Source organism: Paenibacillus sp. SSG-1, from assembly GCF_002224835.1.
Taxonomy (GTDB): Bacteria; Bacillota; Bacilli; order Paenibacillales; family Paenibacillaceae; genus Paenibacillus_AQ; species Paenibacillus_AQ favisporus.
Window position 1 is genome coordinate 3,185,597 of record NZ_MBRK01000001.1, and the last position, 17,539, is coordinate 3,203,135.

Below are 17,539 nucleotides of genomic sequence, written 5' to 3' on the forward strand. Positions count from 1 at the left end.
AAATCATTTACAGCCCCAGTATAAGGAATCTTCGAAGCCTGCCTTGTGATTCCAGTCATACCAAAAGCAAACGAAATGTGAAAACATCCACGGCAGAAAAAAAGCTTCCCACACCCTCCCGAACGGAGGATATGAAAAGCTAAATTGATTTGCATCGCCTGTTTAGGTTGTTTAAAATTTCTCGGGAAACTGTTTAACAATGCCTTCTGTCAGGATGTCCGCCAAATGAATCATATGGATCTCGTTTTTGTCGGTTGCCGCGATATCCGCTTTCCAGTCTCCCTTGAGGCAGTCAAGGACGATTTCCGTGATCAGCTGAAGGTGCGTGTACAGCATATCCTGCAGCTCTTTAAACGACCAATTCGGATTCGCAGCGCTTAAAAATTTGGCGATATCGTCGGCGTTACGATGCCAATCCGCTTCTAGCTTTTGCACATCCGCCTGGTTACCCGCTTTGGCGGCGGCGACAATTTTCCCTGCAATGAGAATATGTTCTCTGAGAATCTCAGCCAGCTTATTACCGGCAGCTTCCCCGTAATAGGGTTTGATCACATTTCCGATGTCCTGCTGGTTCCGCAGGAGCCGATCCAATACGTCCTGCTGATCCGGACGGTTCGAAATGGCGCTGACAATATAACTTCTCGTCCAAATGGTATGGTCGATCCAAGCTTTCTGCATATCGGTTTTCAGCTGCACCATTTTAGGGCTGATACAAACCGAATTCTTCTTCCCATCCACCCTGGCTTGTGCAGGTGCTGCGATCTGAATCACGCTGAAAATAAGCGTCAAGGTTATAAGTAAAGCCTTAAGCCGTTTGTTTTTCACTGTTATCTGCTCCTCTATACGTTTGGAATATATCAGGCTGTCTTAATATGGATAAAAAATACCCGATTTTATACAGAGGAGCAGCTTCATTTCTGATTGCTTCGTTGATTCCTTCTAATTAGACGGTAGGGACAGTTCCTCCATCAATGACATATTCAGCGCCCGTAATTGAGGCGGCACGTTCTGACGCCAGAAAAGCGACAAGTTCGCCAACCTCTTCCGGAAATCCAGGTCGTCCAACGGGAATTCCTCCCAATGCATCCATGACCGATTGGAGTGCGCTTTCGAAGCTGCCTGTTACCTGTGCGATATTCTCCATCATCGCGTCTGCTGCAGTCGTTTGAATAAAGCCGGGAGCAACGCGGTTTACACGAATGCCTTGTGGAGAGAATTCTTTTGAAAGGCTTTTGCTGTAGTTGCTTAGTGCCGCCTTTGCAGCTGCATAAGGAATTGTAGATTCAACCAGGGGCAATACCCGCTGGATGGATGAGATATGGATGATGACTCCCTTCCTTTTTTCGAGCATCAACGGGAGCAGTCCCCGATCCAAGCGTACAGCAGCCAAAAGATTCAAGTTTAGTGCTTCGAGCCAATGTTCGTCACTTGCCGCAAGAAAACCTCCCGGAGGTGTGCTGCTCCCCCCGACGTTATTGACGACGATATCGATCGTGCCGAACCGCTCTTTAACGGCTTCGACGACCTTTGCCGTTCCTTCCATTGAGGATAAATCAGCTTCCACGAACCGTTCCGGATCAGCAAGGTCCGCTGGCACAGAACGCGCTGTTGTCATTACCTCAGCACCAGCCGATGCAAATCTTTTTGCGATAGCTTCCCCCATCCCTTTTGTACCGCCGGTTACCAGCACTTTTTTGCCTTGATATTCCGTCATTGGATTTGCATAAGTTACAGCCATGTTGTTTCCTCCTGAGCATAAATGATTGGGTTGGTTAGAAATCAAGAACGCCGCTTGGTACAGTGAACGTCCCCTGAGAACAACCTTATTGTAAGCTTGACGGACCTCAGCGTCTAATTTATAGTTTTCATTAAATTTATGAATAAAATTTATATAAGCGGGTGCCAAGATGGAGCTGACACAACTCGAATACTTTTTAACCGTTGCCCGGCTGCAGCATATGACGATGGCTTCGAAGGCATTGAATATTACGCAACCAGCCTTAAGCCACGCGATTGCCAAGCTGGAGACCGAACTGGGAGTTCCCCTTTTCGAGCGAAACGGCCGGAATGTCGAATTAAATCGCTATGGAAAAATGTTCGGCAGATGGGTTGAGACGGCCTTGAACAACATCCAAAACGGCATACAGGAAATTGAGGAGTGGTCCAATCCCGAAACGGGTGTGATTCACATCTCCTATTTGAATATTTTGGGCGTGGATTTGGTCCCTTCTATGGTTCGGGATTACCAGGTTCATCATCCCCAGGTCCGTTTTGAACTGTACCAAGGAGATCACGGGGATATCGATGAGTATTTGGATAAGGGTACGGCGGACATGATGATCACTTCGAGGGAAACGACGCTGGACAATCATGAGTGGATTGTGATCCGCAAATTACCGCTGTTTATCGTTGTTTCCGCAGTTCACCCCTTTGCAAGCCGCTCCAGCCTAAGCTTGTTTGAATTATCCGGTGAGCCTTTTGTGGGACTCAAGAAAAATTGCGGCCTTAAGGCGACCATCACCTCCCGTTTTCAGCATACGAATTTTGAACTGGCCTCCACTTATGACGCCGAAGATTTGATTACCGTGGCTGGTTTTATTAAAGCGGGTCTGGGCGTGTCGGTGCTGCCGCAAACATTAGGGCTTATGTTAGACGGTCTGGTATGGATCCCTATTCAGGAGGAAGGCTGGGATTGGGAAGTCGGACTGAAGTGGCGAAAAGACCGCTATTTATCGCCAGCTGCCAAGAGGTTTATTGAGTATATGGATACAGCATCCAAGTGAAGGACGTTGTTGATGGATCAGAAAAAAGATACCGCGATGTGCACGGTATCTTTTTTATCGTCTTTTATTCGCCGACTGCTTCAAATGTCGTGACAATTTCGTACATCCCCGGCTCAAACTTCGCTATTTTCAAAGCTTCCTGCAGATACGGAAGCGGCCTAGGGTCATTTCGCATGGCTTGATAATCCTCTGCGCTTCTCCATTGGGAATACATCGTAACCTTCGTTCCATCCGTACCTCGATGGAGAATACATGTTATAAATCCTGGGGCGTGTCGGACGGAAACATTCGTTGCGTCGGTCAGCAGTTTGATCAGCCGTTCCTGATTTGCCGGATCAACGGTAAATACATTGATCAGTGTCAGAACCTGGTTATTCCATGATATTTGAGTCAAGATGTCAACTCCCTGTTGTTATAAGTGGATTCGCTTATATCATGACTCCGGAAGCGCTTGAATCATGCGCGAAACCTCCGGATCCAATTCTTTTGCCCGGTAGTCCGTGGACAGGCTTAGTTTCTCCCAACGCTTGGTTTCTTCCAATTTGCCCTTATCCACCGCGTTCGCAATCGCAACGGCATCGCTTCCAAGCAGTAAGCGGAGCGGCGGGTTATCTTCATTAACAATAGAAATGATCGCTTGCGCAGCTTTATCCGGATCACCGTTCTCCCTGCCGGTAGTCTCCCGGGCATGCTTCAAATGGTTACCGACCGTGTCCTTATAATCGTCGATAGGCTCGATATGCTTCATTGATGAACCTGCCCAATCGGTACGAAAACCGCCCGGTTCGATCAGCGTAACCTTTACACCAAGGGGGCCAACTTCTTTGGAAAGCACCTCAGAGAAGCCCTCTACCGCCCATTTTGCCGTTTGGTATGGTCCTAGACCGGGCGCGCCGATGCGGCCGCCGATCGAGGAGAACTGGACAATATGTCCGTGACCCTGCTCTCTCAGGTGCGGCAGCGCTGCTTTCGTTACGTTAATAACACCCCACAGGTTCGTTTCCAATTGAGCCCGGAAGTCATCCATCGGAGTTTGTTCAATCGAAGAGATATTGCCGTATCCCGCATTATTCACAAGTACATCCAAACGCCCAAACGTTTCGAAGGCGGCTTGCACGGCAGCCTCAGCCTGCTCGAACCGGGTTACATCCAGCTCAACGATGTGGACTTGGCTGCCATATCGTGCTGCAAGATCGGCGATTTGTTCTGTATTGCGGGCTGTTGCCACCAACTGATCTCCTTTTGCCAGTACCGCTTCTGCAAGACTGCGTCCAAATCCCCGGGAACTGCCTGTAATCAGCCAAACTTTACTCATATCAAAAATGCCTCCTCAACATAGGTTTGGAATGTTTGTTCCAAAACAAATATAACTCAGACATTTTCGTAAGTCAAGAGTTTTTGGAATATACATTCCATTCGAACAAGTTTGACTCTATTTACAATCCGAAGGTTAGATCACTGAAATTGTTCTGTAAACATGATGAACGGTAAGTTCTTAAAGTGTGGAAGGCTGGATCATTCCCCTGTTTTATTGTATTACAATCCACATAGTAGATAAGGAAAATAAGAAATATGGAATATAAATTCCAATCAAGTGTTTTGGTTTCAAAGTACTGATATTGCCCAGATTGGAATATACATTCCGATTCTCAGCACTTTGTGTTCGCCGGAAACGACACGGTAAAGTCCCCAAAAAGAGCCGATGTGGATAACAGATGAGGGCAGCTGAAGTTATATTTGATAAGAAATTCATGAATCGGAGGAGTCAAGACAACATGAAAACAGCCTTTTAAGGACCGCAGCGTCCAAAAAGGCTGTTTCTACACGAGTATAGCTTTCCATGAGGCTTCCAGCACTTGCTGAACCTGGACCTCGTCTAATGGATATTTCTGAATATAGTACCCTTTCACGATGGAAGAAATGATCCCATGGATGAGCTGATGGCATAAATGGGGGTCCATCTCTTTCATGATTCCCTGCTTCTGACCCTCAACGATCAAAGAAATGACCACGTCACTCGAATGGAGGGCATCGCCCATGTTCCGCAGCTCCGGCGAAATATACGGGGAGAAGGAAAAGCTGTCGATAAACAGAAACTCTTTGGGTGAATCGATGCCGAACTTCAACCTGTTCAGCTGCAAGCATTTAAATCGTTCATACAGACTGGCATCCGGGTTATAACCGCGAAGGAGGTACTCCCCCATATGTGTCCGCGCTTCTTTGTAAACCGCATTCACCAACTCTTCTTTATTGGCAAAATAGTTATATACCGTGCCGGAACCTACGTTGGCTTTCTTAAATATTTTGGAAAAGGTTACCGACTGCAGCCCCTCTTCATGGATCAAATCCAGCGTGGCCGCCATTATGTCCTGCTTCTTGCTCATGTATTCCACCTCTTGAAACAACATTAGTACGGGCTTGAGGGAGATGTCAAGTTCACACCACCTAATAACGATGTTGTGCGGCATGACATGATTGCCGAGAAGGGTCAAGATGTATGTCGGATATCCGAGATTCCTCATATTGTTAAACGAAAAAAAGGCCGCAGTTTATGCGGCTCTTAAAGTGTGCTTTTCTTGACATCAAACTAACAGCGATTATCGATATCCAGAGGCATCTGCTGGTTTGCCTGCCTCCTGAACTTCTACAAGGTACCGCCAGCAGTCTGGCTGCGAACCGTCGAGGTCCGTGAAACCATAGACTTTTGCGAGCTGACCGCTTGACAAAGACTTCCCATTCCACCGGGCAGCTTCCGGATCGCCAGCTAATGCTGCAACCGCACGGCCTACATAACGCGGAGATTCCGATATGATGAAATGGGGTTCCTTTTCGGCAGCATCACGCCAGTTTTCTTCCTTCACACCGAAATGATCCAGCATGATTTCAGAACGCATCCAACCCGGCGTCATGGCCACCGCGGTACACTGATAGGGTGCGAGTTCATGCGCAAGTGATTGTGCCATACGAATGACTGAGTTCTTGACTAAATCATAGAACATCGATATGCGGTAATTTTTATAATTGTACTCAGCGGTACCATCCGTCATTTCGACCACCAGCCCGTTCTTATTTCTGATCAACAACGGCAGTGCAAAGTGGCTTGTAATCAAATGCGTGTCGATGCCAAGGCGAAGCATACGAAATCCACGTTCAAGGGAGTGGTCCCATACAGGCACATTCCAGTCTGCCAAATTTTCAGCGCCCCATACGTCATTGACCAGAACATCCAATCTTCCCTGTTCTTTTTCAATACGGGCGATAAGGGCCTGGACCTGTTCAGGCTGGAGATGATCGACTTGAACGGCTATTCCTTGTCCTCCCGCAGCAGTTACCAGTTCTGCCGTTTCCTCAATCGTTTCAGGACGGTTGTATTCGGATCGTTGTTGGCGCGTCGTTCTTCCTGTGACGTATACGGTTGCCCCCGCTGCCCCTAATTCGACAGCAATGCCTCTGCCGGCGCCTCGTGTTGCTCCAGCGACCAAAGCAACTTTTCCACGTAGTGGTTTCATATGACGAATCACTCTCCTATCGTTGATCTAATGTTCAATGTCCATGATATATCCCAATTACGTCAAACCTTGTCGTATATAAAAGGAGAATTTCGCATGAGACGAACTACATTGTCGCCAGGAAGACATCATAACATTCGGCCAAAAAAACAGCCGCAGCGTACGGCGATTCACGCCGAAGCTCTGCGACTGCAATCTTAGTCTTCTATATTAATTGCCATTTTCGTCGGCCGAAGGACCATAGAGGCCTGGTACCGGAATATCGAGAAGCCGCAAATATACCCCGAGCTGCGCCCGGTGATGGATCATATGGCTTAATCCGAAAGTACGGAGAGCGTTGGCACGAGGTTGGCGAAGGATGATATGGTCGCCGTTACGCAAGGTCCACTCCTCGCCAAGTGCTTGTTCGTCACATTCGTCTAACAGCTGTTCCAGCTTGACGACGTTTGCATCAAATTCATCCAGGATGTCCTGACGGCTTGTCAGAGCTTCCCGCCGAAGCGGCACGGTCGATAAATCCAATTCCGGGCTAAGAAAAATCGCGACCTGCCAGTTCAGCAGGTTGATCAGGTGCGTGGTCAGTCCGCCAAGCGTCATCGATTTCTCATGCGGCTTCCATGTCATATGCTCCTCGGGCAGGCGCTCCAGGATGCGGCGCGTAATGGCCAACTCATGTTTTGCATCACCGATAATCAATTGTTTTACCATGAATTCCCTCTCCTTTCTTATAAGACAAGCATACTATAACACCCTGTAAGAGGAAAGGTGAGAGTAAAAAGCGGGAAAGAGCTCTTGGCTCCTCCCCGCACATTCGTTTTTATTGATAATCCGAATTCCAAATCCGGGCTTTATAGAAGGCTCCGCCTGTAACGAGACGCTGATCTGCCGGCTGGTACAAGTCAACCGCATCCGTGGTCCAAGTATACTTAGTTCCTTCCTTCTGGTTGGTCATCACCACTTGCCCGGAAGGCTGGTTGCCTACACTTTTCACCCAATGGTGATTGATCTCAGCGGCCCCCGGATAATCTTCAGACCAGGAATCCGTGGATTTGCTATACTGATACACCTGCGTATTAGAGGTCACCCACAACTTGTCGGTATCTCCATAGACCGCAAAGAGGTCGTGGCCCCAATTGGTGGGCAGCCGCTTTCTGTGAACCTCCTCCAGAATAGGCGCTTCCGGTGTTCCTTTCACTTTCAAGGCAATTAAGTCGTAGTCGCCGACAGCCCACAGTACGTCTTGAGCCGGATCCCACAGCACGCCGTGCGCACCAGGCAGCGAAAATTCGGTATACGTTGAAGAATCGGCTCCCTGCGAAGCCGTATAGACCCGCACCCAACCGCCGGCACTCGCTGCAACCGCTACGTTGCCGTCCGGCAGCAGCTCGGCTGCATGCGGGTTGCCGCCTACGATGACGCCCCATGCTCTGCTGTTGCCGGAAGGATACGGAACAAGCGCTGCAAGCCCTCTGGAGTCGGTCACAACCATAAATTTGCCCCCCGTTTTACCTTCCCGCAGCTTCACGTCGGATGGCAGACCCCAGCCTTGCAGCAGTCCGCCAAAACCGTTTTTATCCGTGGGCGCCCAAGACCATTTCAGTGCGTTGGACTGGTTCCAGTCTTCCTTCTCGGGATCGTAAACACGAATTTCCTCCGAACCCTGATCCGTCACGGCAATCCAATAATCCTTGTGCAGACCGGGATCGGCTGAAGCATGGTGATTCACCATCGTGAACGTTACCGCGGTCATCATCAGAAGCAGCAGGCGGGACCTAATGCTGAATTTTCGAATACTCATGTTTATAACCTCCTCATGGGTTAGAACTTGCACCAAGGATATGGTGCCAATTGACCGTGATGGCCTCCGGATTCGGGTTTCTGACTTCATGCATCATGGGTCCCCGGTAGCCTGCTGCAGCAAATGCATTAAGGATTTCATTCCATTCCAGGTTACCTGTTCCCGGCATCCAATGCTTTTCGTCCGTTCCGTCATTATCCGAAATATGCGTCGTCACAATCCGGCCGCCCAGCTTCTCAATGAAGTGCTGCGGTTTTTCCTTAAATAAATGATTGACGTCACAGCATACGCCGAGCTCCGGATTCTCTTCGGTCAAATACTCCATTTCATCCGCCGAATGCCCGAGACAAGTGCGCGGGAGGCACTCCGCCGCCAGACGAAGCCCGCTAGCGGCCGCTTCTTGAGCAAGCAGAACGAGCGTTTGTTTGGAAGTTTTTAAACGGAGCGCTCTTTCTTCCGGTGGAACCGGCTCCCAGCTAGGGTGGTATACCAGCGTCCCGATCCCCCAGTCCGCAGCATAACGAAATAGATGCCGGACTTTGGCGACGACTTGTTCCAGGGTGTCCTGATCCAGACTGGACGGGTCCCACGCCGTGCCGAAAGGAATGTGCAACGACCAGACGTCGATTCCAAGACGCCGGGCAGCGGCTACCACCTCATCACACTTCATTTTGACTTCCGTATCGAAAATATCCAGCGGCTGCCACGTCAGTTCGATGCACTGGATCCCAGATTCGGCCGCTTGTTTCAAATCGATCGGGTTGGCCAGGCTGAACGAGGTGCCCAGCTTCCAATTTCCCGGTTTGCGGTTCATGCATTTCCCTCCCGATCCAAACTCGTTTCAGAATTTCCAGCAGCGGGGCATGACAGACGGAAAGCTCCACCCTGCGGCATACTGCAGCTGCTGCCATCTGGCATAGCAACGAGAAGCGGCGTACCTTCCGGCGATTCGCCGGAAATATGAATGGCGCCGTCATCGATGAACCAATTCACTCGAACCATTCCTTTTGGGGTTATCGCTTGCCCCCGCATATCCTGCAGCGACAAGCAATGGGGTTCGATCCGGATCGTTTCCCAGCCGGGTGCTCCGGGCTTCACCCCCAGCAAACAGCGGGTGAATTCATACAGAGGCAGGGCGCCCCAGCCATGACAGTCACTGCGCTGCATGAAGGGGTCCTCGGGCCAGGTGGTCAGGTTCAGTTCCAACAGGTCCCGCCACGGCTTCCACATCTGCTCCGTCTCTTCGTATAGTCCTACCTTCTCTATCGCCCTGAATAAATAAAAAGACATCGCATACGAGCACTGCAGCAGATCATCCCGATCCATCATCCGCCGAATTAACTGCCGTCCCTGCTCTCCGGAAGCGAGGCCGGTCAGGACGGCCCAGATTTGGGCGTGTTGGCTGTACTGTTCGCATTCGGGACCTTCACGGTACAATCCTGAAGATTCCGACCAACATAACTGCTGCAAAGCCTGGAGCACATGCCCGGCCCGCGCCTCATATTCGTCTGCAACCTCAAAGCGATTCCCGAGTCGGCTTAATCTTGCCGCGGACTGAAGCGCATAGACATACAGGAGATTATGGATCGTAGAAGGACCGGTAAGGGTCGCCGTCGGCGCGCCGTGCAGTTCATCCCATGCTTCGACCCAATCGATAAATTCCCAGTAGCCTAACCGGTGTACGAGTCCCTGCGGCCCGAGCTTACGGTCGTACCAGTCCAGAACCGAGTCGATCGTAGCCCGGTAACGCACGGCAACCGACGGATCACCGGTTTGCCAGTAATAATCTTCAACCATGAAAATCCAATGGAGCGAAAAGGCAGGAATGACCTGCGACTCCATACATGGATACCGCGCTTGGAGAATCCCCTCCGGCAGAAGTGAAGCATGGTAATCGTCGATCGCCCGCAGGGCTAAGCGGGTGTCCCCGCTGACGGCATAGGTGAAAAGAATTTGCAGCCGGGTATCCATGGCATACTGTAATTGCTCGTAATAAGGGCAATCTTCATAGGTTTCATGCATGCATCGCTGCAGTGTTCTGACGCTTACGTCCCATAATGGACGAATCCAGGCGGTGGAGGACACAGCCGATGATTGGACATTCAACGGATATCCCGTTTCCCGGATCTCCGGGGAGTCAATGACCAATGGATCGTCACAGGTCTCCACCTCAATTTGCATGAAGCGGAAGGTCCGGAACCAGAACGGCTCGTAAGTCTCCCTGCCGCCTGATGGAAGGTACACATCCTGCTGCCCGATCAGATCATACCGCATTGCATCGTCCCGCTTGCCTTTTAGCGGGAAGCCGCCTTCCCGATGCTTGGAAAAGCTTTCGGCATACAACAGTGTAACCCGGCTGCCCTGCCCGCCTGACAAGGGAAGGATGATATAACCTGTCATAAGCTCGCCTGCGTCAAGAACCACCTTCCGCTTCGAATGCGGGGGGATGACAGCCGGCTGCGGCTCCGCTGCGCCTTCAATGAACGAAAACAGCTCACCGTTTCCTTTCTTTACATCAACTTCACTCCTGAACCGGCGACTCGTCTCATAGAGGAGCGGGATGGGACGCTCCATCAGCGGAAACGGCGGAATGATGCCGTAAGGTCTGCCATCCGCCTTCCATCTTCGGATCGGAATATGCCATACCCCATTCTCCGTATTCCCCGGGAAGTTCCACTGACGAGGCAGCCGCGCGCCATCGACCCGCTCCATTCCCCCCATAAAATGGGTGGGCCCATACGCCTCCCAGGAAACCGCGTCATCCAAACAGACCAGCCATTCGTCCCCAGGCTTGCCTGTTGCAAGATCCGCCAATATTTCCCCGTCCTCCGCAACGCAGCGTCCGCTGGCGATCAGGCAAGGGCCTGCTGCGTTGGACGTTACGCTAAAGGGTCCACCCCAGCCTGGCGGCTGCGCTTCATATGGGCTGTATGCCACCACTTTAATGGCAAGGACGTTGTCGCCTGCAGTCAGGTATGAGCTTACGTCAATCGTTTCGTAGTAATGACGCCAGCGATCCCCCTTGCAAGGACCAGAAAGAACGGCTTGCCCGTTGATCCATAAGCGGTAGCGGCTGTGGGCGCTGATTGACAGCACAAGCGTGGCCGGTTTGACCAGTGAAAACGAACGGCGGAAATAGGCAACCTCGTTGCGTGCAGCGTTATGTTCATTTACGTGATCTGCATCCGAGCCCCGGGGAGATAACCACCAAGCGTCCGTAAGTTTACTGACGATATCCATTGCGTTCACTTCCAATCGATATGATGGAATTCCAGCCGAACCGGGCCGAGAAGCCCGCCATCCTCCGGGATCGAGAACTGTTCACGGCGCTCTTTCCAATCCGGGCCCGCGTCCTCGAGTACTTCCGCCTTGCTCATGCGGTTCGATACGACATTGGTTACGCGTACCTTAAACCGATTCAAGCCGGGGGCCAGCCATGGCATCACATCAAAGCGATATGGCGGAACAAAGCTGAATCCGGCTGATGTGCCGTTCACCTCCACCTCCGCAATTTCCTCCACCTGACCGAGATCCAGAATAACCCGGTTCAAAGCCTCCAGCTCGGACGGCGGCATATCCATGGTCCAGGTATATGCAAGTGTACCGGAATAAGAAGGATCCAAGCGGAGCCACGACGGTAACCCGCTCCTCGCTTCTCCCTGCCAGTCAAAGTGAATCTGCGCGCTGTCTATATCGATGACGCCGTGTTGCTGCCCGCTGCGGATATAGGCCGCCGGAACGGGAACCTGCACTTCTTCCTGGACGTCGAGAACAGACGGAATCAGAATCAGCGAACGGTAAGGCGGAATCCGCAGGTGAAATTCCCGCTCATTAGCTGTGTCTGGTGAAATCCGTGACCGCAGATGCCATCGTTCGCCAGTTATTGGCTCCCAGGCATGCAGGGCGTTTACATCCGGTTCCCCTGGCAGGCGGATCCATCCGTCAACAACGGTTTCTACATCTTCATTGCTGACCATCCATAGAGACTGGTCCTCCCTTATCCGGTGAAGGATGCGCAGGTTCTCCCGGCCGCTTCCTTCAAAAGAGAGCTGCGCGGATATACCGCTGTGGCGAAGCAATTCCGGCAAATCGGACGGATTGCCAGCCAGATGCATACCCGGCCCTGACAGGAACGGTGACAGCGGCATTGCTTCCTGCTTACGTTTCAACACCCCCGTCGGTTGATGATTTACAAACACCACGGGAACGCCCGACTGAACCACCTCATGAAGCTTATGAAGCAGCATTTCCGTTACGACCTCCGTCCCGGGAACAACGACCGCTGCGTAGCTCTCGCTACGTATCTCCAGCCGGCCTCCGGCGATTCGGGACAGCAGCAGCTCATCCTGTGGTACGAGATCGTAGTCGTATTGATTCTCCTGGAGCACCTGCTGGACATCCTCGATCGGGGTCGATTCGCCGGCATGGCCGAGAGCCCCTGGATATAGAAGCAGCAGCGATGCGACATGCTTGCCTTCGCGAAAAAAATAAGAGAGCCGGTTCACATACTGGATATAGGCCGGAAAATAAGGCCACTGCGGATTTAGCCCCCCGTCATAGAAATAAGGCGGGCAATCCAGATCGGGCCATTTCGGGTTAAAAGCATGCAGTATAAAATGATTGATCCCCCGCACGGCCTGCCAATCGGTCAGCCACTTCATCATTCTGAGGCCCAGATGCCAGCCGTAGGCCCCAAATGTCTCCGACATGGCCAAATCGTCTTTCAATCCATAGATATGGGCGGCGGAGCTGGCCAGCTTAGGCAGCCCCCAGTAATCCCGATTCCGGTGGCCCGGAATAATCTGGTTGCAAACGACGTCAATCCCGCCTTCGTCTGCAAACCGGGAAACTTCAAAAAAGTCGCCCGGTCCCTCCGTAGTCCGCTCATGGAACATGTACCTTTCCCCATGATTCGGGCTCGCTTCGTGTTCGTACCAATGCCCGATATATTTCAGCCCATGATTGCGGCACCATTCGTGAATCGGTCGGCAGTACGTATCCGCGTATGCTTTATTCAGAAAATCATAGTAATCGTAAATGAAACATTCGCTGCCCTTGCTCTCCCCTTTCAGCCATAATGCCGGCAAAAATCGTATCGGATCGTATCCTTTCGCTTCAATAAACCGTCGACGCAGCTCATAGCCCCAAGGTATTTCCTGTTCATGATTGAAATAGGCCGGTTCGTCAAAGAAAAAACCTCGGACCGGATTGCCGAAATACGCCCCGACTTCTCTTTTCGACGATTCATACACACGGTCAATGAAAGCTTTCACGGCTCCCGGGTGAAGGGGGTCGATGTAGTTATCGGTCTTATCTTCGATGACAAAGCAGACGATCCACTCTCCCGAAGGGACGTCCCAGTGGATGCCGTGCACGATCCCGTGCATGTGCGGTGAATCGGGGCGGTGCAGGCGTTCGGTCAAATCAACACCCTGCTCGTAACCGATCACCCCCTCCGACATCGGGTAAGCAAAGACGCTCATCACAACGGACCGGCTCCGGTGCGTCCATGGAGGCATCAGGCTTACCCGGTTCAGCGGCCCGCGGTAGCGTATATATTGGAGGCGGATCGACGAGCGCCGAAACGCCGGGTCGAGCTTCTGGATCGTATTACCGGCCACGCCGCTCGGATACCATTTTTCATCGAACAGGTAGGCACTTACCCCGGCTTCCCGGCACCATCCCAGAATCAGCTTCAAATCCGACCACCACTTCGGCCCAAGATAGTCCCAATGGGGTCTCGACTCCAGCGTCAGCTCTCCGATTCCCGACCCGACGGCCAAGTCGAATGTCTTCCGGAGTTCTTCGGGACTTTCTGTGCCATGCAGCCAAAATAAGGTTCCTGTCAACTTCGGAGGCTCCAGAAAGTGATGGCTCCATGAATCAGGTACACGCATGTTCGTTGTCATTGTTTCGTCATCCTTTCACGCTGCCCATAACTATCCCTTTAATAAAGAAGCGCTGCAGGAACGGGTACACCAGAATGATCGGCAGTGCCCCGAGAAAAATCTGGGCCGTTTTCACCGTTTGCTCCGATAAATCCTGAAGCAGCGACAAATCGGTTGAAGTCAGCATCGTGAGGTCCTGGCCAACAATAATAGTTCTCAAATAGCTCTGGAGCGGGTAATTTTCCGGTGAATTCATCAAGATGAGACCGTCAAACCAGCTGTTCCAATGGCTGACAATTGTGAACAGCCCGATCGTCGCCAGCGCCGGCAAAGACAGCGGCGCATAAATGCGCCAAAGCGTCGTCCAATGGCCGGCTCCGTCCATAAAGGCGGACTCCTCCAGTTCCTTGGGCAGCCCCCGGTAAAAATTCAGCAGCAGGATCACATTAAAAACCGGAACCGCCCCCGGTAATACGAGCGCCCAAATCGAATCGAGCATCCCCAGGGACTTTATCGTCATATACCAGGGGATGAGGCCGCCGTTGAACAGCATCGTCAGGACGAGCAGCCACGCGTACATCGTTCTCCATTTGAATTTCGATTTCTCTTTTGCCAGCGGATATGCGGTCAGAATGGTGAGAAACATGCTGATGGAAACGCCAAGCACGACACGTTTCAACGTAATCCATAACGCAGTTAGAAATTCGGGCTTTTTCAATACGTATTCGTAAGCGTTCGGCGTAAATTGAACCGGCCATAATTTGACCAATCCGCCCATCGCCGCTGCACTGGAGCTAAATGATACTGAAAGCACGTGAACAAGCGGCAGCAGGCACAGGACGGAGATAGCGAGAAGAAACGTGTAATTGAAAGCCACAAACAAGGTGCGGCCGATCCCCCGTTTTTGAACCATGAAGTCCCCTCCTCCGTCAAAAGATCCGGTATCCGGCAAACCGGTAAGCCAACAGGTATGATGAAGAGATCAGCACAAGGGACACCACGGATTTGAATAAGCCTACGGCCGTCGCCACGCTGTATTGTGCATCGATCAATCCGATCCGGTATACGAACGTGTCGATGATATCCCCGCTTTCATACACCTGCGGACTGTACAGATTGAACACCTGGTCGAATCCGGCATTCAGCACATTTCCCAGACTTAGCGTCGTCATCAGGACGACGACCGGCAAAATACCGGGGATCGTTATGTTCAGTGTCTGCCGCCAACGGCTTGCACCGTCGATCTCTGCCGCTTCGTACAGCGACTGATCAATTCCGGTAAGCGCTGCCAAATATACAATCGTACCGAAGCCAAAATCCTTCCACGTATCCGTGGCAACCAGCACATACGGAAACCAGTGATTGTCGCCCAGAAAATAAACCGGGTCCATTCCAAACCATCCGAGAAACTGATTGAGAATCCCCTTCAGCGACAACACATCGATCAAAACGCCTCCCAAGATGACCCATGACAAAAAGTGGGGCAAATAGATCAGTGTCTGGATCATCCGCTTGATCCTCTCTCTCGCCATCTCATTCAGAAGGAGCGCCACCGTGATCGGAACCACAAGGCCTGCGATAATTTTCATGACGGCAATAAAGATCGTGTTGAATACGATTTGGGAGATGCCGGGAAGATGATACACGTAGAGAAAATTGTCTAAGCCGACCCAATCCGAGCCGAAAAAGCCCTTATTCGGGTAAAATTTCTGAAAAGCGATGACGATGCCTACCATCGGCCAATAGCTGAACACGGCAAGGAGGACAAGCGCCGGCAGAAGCATAAAGTGAAGCGGCAGTTCATGCCTCCATTTCTTGAATGTCATTTCATCGCCTGCCCTTCTCTGATTTACTTGACCGATTTGGCCCACTCGTTAACCTCATTTGTCATATCGGTTCCGCCAAGCTTTTTCCAATCCTCGACAAATTTATCGAACGTACTGATCGGTTCGCCCATAATAATCTTGGTAAATGTCTCCAGTTCCATTTTATCCAGCGTCGCTTTCTTGTCCCCCATGCTCTTGGTCGGTGCTCCGAAAAACTCGTTCATGAGCGGCAGGTTTTCCTTTTGATATTGGTTGATGACCGCGAATGAGCTGGACTCGCCGAACACCCTCGCCTGATTCCATTGCTTGTTGTCACCGTTATTAAATTGCTTGATCTTCTCATAAGTCGTCAGTTGTTCTCCGTTCAGCTTGGATGTGTCCCCGGTTTTTAAGCTCTCGATGACAGACAGGTGTACATCCAGGTTTTTCGTTGGAGACCAGGCATTGAACGGCGCATGCTTAAACAGCTCGATGCCATCCGGGGAACTGAAGAAGTGGCTGAAATCCGCCTTCTCGCCCCAACCCTTCTCGATAAACAAGTTGACCATCTGCATGACCGCTTCGGGATTTTTGGCGCCTTTTTTGACTGCATAATACGCGAATACCGGATTTCCGACTTGCGGCCTTGCCGGATCGGAATCAACGGAGACGATTTTGTAGGCCTCCCACTCCATCTGCGGATCCAGGTCTTTACCTTTCTGGAGCGGATTGATCGGGTTCCACATCGCTCCGTAATACAGCCCGATTTTTCCTGCAACCGCATCCTCGCCCGTCTTGTTTCCGTCCTTCACGCCAAACTCCTTATCCAGCAGCCCCGCTTTGTACATTTCCTGCAGCTTCAGCAGCGTCTCCCTTGTCTCAGGAAGGATGGAACCATAGACTAAGCTGCCGGAACTATCCTTAATCCACGCTCCGGGATAAGCGTGAAAACCGTTAAAGAAGCCGCCCAGACCCATGATACCGCCGCCGACAATGCCCTTGTTGATCCCCAGTCCGAAGGTGTCGTTTTTTCCGTTTCCATCAGGATCCTGCTTGGCAAAGGCCTCTGCGATTGTATAGACGTCATCCATCGTTTTCGGCTCCGGCAGCTTCAGCTTCTTGAGCCAGTCGGTCCGTACCCAAAGGACGTTCGCTCCATCAATGGACGAGTTCGTATTCGGAATGGCCATCAGCTTACCATCAAATTTAGCGGAATCGAGCTGTGCACCATCCATAAATTGTTTGGCCAGCGGAGTTGCATACTTTTCATAAACACTCGACAAATCTTCGATCATATCGGCGTCTACCAATTGTTTGAGCTGATTTGCGTTAACCGGAATAATGTCGGGAAGATCTCCTGATGCAATCATGACGTTCATTTTCTGGGTCGCATCATCACCGCTGGTAGCAATCCATTTAAATTTCAGATTGATGCCAAGTTCGTCCTTATAGGCACGGGTCCACTCGTTATTCTCAAGGGTATCGCTGCCGGCAAACTTTACCGAAGCATCCGCGGTTCTCACCGTAGTCACTTCGATTGGCGACGTGTACTTGCTGAGCGGCCCTGCAGAAGCTGCTGTGGAAGCAGCCTTATCCGAGCCGGCATCTGGCTTGGTATCCGAAGATTCGTTTGTGGAAGAACCGCAGGCCGATACGACAATCATGGAGCTGACCGTGAGAAGCGCCAGCATAGCTTTGACTGACTTCATGAGTACCCTCCCATTTCTGTTATCGCTTTTCAGCCCTCGTAATCCAC

General features: G+C 51.4%; 15 protein-coding genes. 1 reads left to right on the forward strand and 14 read right to left on the reverse strand.

Annotation, left to right across the window (positions count from 1 at the left end; translation table 11 throughout):
• Positions 1-171: 171 nt before the first annotated feature.
• Both BCV73_RS14730 and BCV73_RS14735 read right to left on the reverse strand, forming a co-directional pair.
• A complete protein-coding gene (locus BCV73_RS14730; RefSeq protein WP_179232002.1) occupies positions 172-825 on the reverse strand; it encodes a glycosyltransferase in 654 nt (217 codons plus the stop codon).
• A gap of 118 nt (positions 826-943) precedes the next feature.
• Positions 944-1,738, reverse strand: coding sequence for an SDR family oxidoreductase (locus tag BCV73_RS14735; protein ID WP_089547697.1), 795 nt, complete (start codon positions 1,736-1,738; stop codon positions 944-946).
• Positions 1,739-1,907: 169 nt separating this feature from the next.
• On the opposite strand from BCV73_RS14735, the gene BCV73_RS14740 reads away from it, so the two are divergent.
• Positions 1,908-2,783: a LysR family transcriptional regulator gene (locus BCV73_RS14740; protein ID WP_089547698.1), complete on the forward strand. Its 876-nt coding sequence runs from the start codon at positions 1,908-1,910 to the stop codon at positions 2,781-2,783.
• Positions 2,784-2,847: 64 nt separating this feature from the next.
• Here the strand turns inward: BCV73_RS14740 and BCV73_RS14745 are convergent, their stop codons facing one another.
• The 12 genes from BCV73_RS14745 to BCV73_RS14800 all read right to left on the reverse strand — a co-directional run bounded on the left by BCV73_RS14745 (position 2,848) and on the right by BCV73_RS14800 (position 17,492).
• Positions 2,848-3,177, reverse strand: coding sequence for an antibiotic biosynthesis monooxygenase family protein (locus BCV73_RS14745; RefSeq protein ID WP_089547699.1), 330 nt, complete (start codon positions 3,175-3,177; stop codon positions 2,848-2,850).
• 39 nt (positions 3,178-3,216) lie between these two features.
• Positions 3,217-4,098, reverse strand: coding sequence for an oxidoreductase (locus tag BCV73_RS14750; RefSeq protein ID WP_089547700.1), 882 nt, complete (start codon positions 4,096-4,098; stop codon positions 3,217-3,219).
• A 505-nt stretch (positions 4,099-4,603) separates the two neighbouring features.
• The gene (locus BCV73_RS14755) at positions 4,604-5,167 is read right to left on the reverse strand and encodes a TetR/AcrR family transcriptional regulator (protein ID WP_076169224.1); all 564 of its coding nucleotides are present in this window, start codon (positions 5,165-5,167) and stop codon (positions 4,604-4,606) included.
• A gap of 213 nt (positions 5,168-5,380) precedes the next feature.
• Positions 5,381-6,292 (reverse strand): SDR family oxidoreductase, encoded by a 912-nt coding sequence (locus tag BCV73_RS14760; RefSeq protein WP_076164526.1) that lies wholly within the window; start codon positions 6,290-6,292, stop codon positions 5,381-5,383.
• 210 nt (positions 6,293-6,502) lie between these two features.
• A complete protein-coding gene (locus tag BCV73_RS14765) occupies positions 6,503-7,000 on the reverse strand; it encodes a DinB family protein (RefSeq protein ID WP_076164524.1) in 498 nt (165 codons plus the stop codon).
• Positions 7,001-7,109: 109 nt separating this feature from the next.
• On the reverse strand, positions 7,110-8,090 hold the full coding sequence (locus BCV73_RS14770) for a DUF6528 family protein (RefSeq protein ID WP_089547701.1): 981 nt from the start codon (positions 8,088-8,090) through the stop codon (positions 7,110-7,112).
• 13 nt (positions 8,091-8,103) lie between these two features.
• Positions 8,104-8,904 carry a sugar phosphate isomerase/epimerase family protein gene (locus tag BCV73_RS14775; RefSeq protein WP_089547702.1) on the reverse strand — a complete coding sequence of 267 codons (801 nt, stop codon included), beginning with the start codon at positions 8,902-8,904 and terminating at the stop codon, positions 8,104-8,106.
• Entirely contained in the window at positions 8,901-11,330 is a 2,430-nt protein-coding gene (locus BCV73_RS14780; RefSeq protein ID WP_089547703.1) for a family 78 glycoside hydrolase catalytic domain, read from the reverse strand. Before BCV73_RS14780 ends, BCV73_RS14775 begins: the two co-directional genes overlap by 4 nt.
• 5 nt (positions 11,331-11,335) lie before the next feature.
• On the reverse strand, positions 11,336-13,999 hold the full coding sequence (locus BCV73_RS14785; RefSeq protein WP_089547704.1) for a glycosyl hydrolase: 2,664 nt from the start codon (positions 13,997-13,999) through the stop codon (positions 11,336-11,338).
• Between the two features lie 7 nt (positions 14,000-14,006).
• A complete protein-coding gene (locus BCV73_RS14790; RefSeq protein ID WP_076164514.1) occupies positions 14,007-14,891 on the reverse strand; it encodes a carbohydrate ABC transporter permease in 885 nt (294 codons plus the stop codon).
• A 16-nt stretch (positions 14,892-14,907) separates the two neighbouring features.
• A complete protein-coding gene (locus BCV73_RS14795; RefSeq protein WP_076164511.1) occupies positions 14,908-15,804 on the reverse strand; it encodes an ABC transporter permease in 897 nt (298 codons plus the stop codon).
• A 23-nt stretch (positions 15,805-15,827) separates the two neighbouring features.
• Positions 15,828-17,492, reverse strand: a complete 1,665-nt coding sequence (locus BCV73_RS14800) for an extracellular solute-binding protein (protein ID WP_089547705.1) — start codon at positions 17,490-17,492, stop codon at positions 15,828-15,830.
• Between the last annotated feature and the right edge of the window lie 47 nt (positions 17,493-17,539).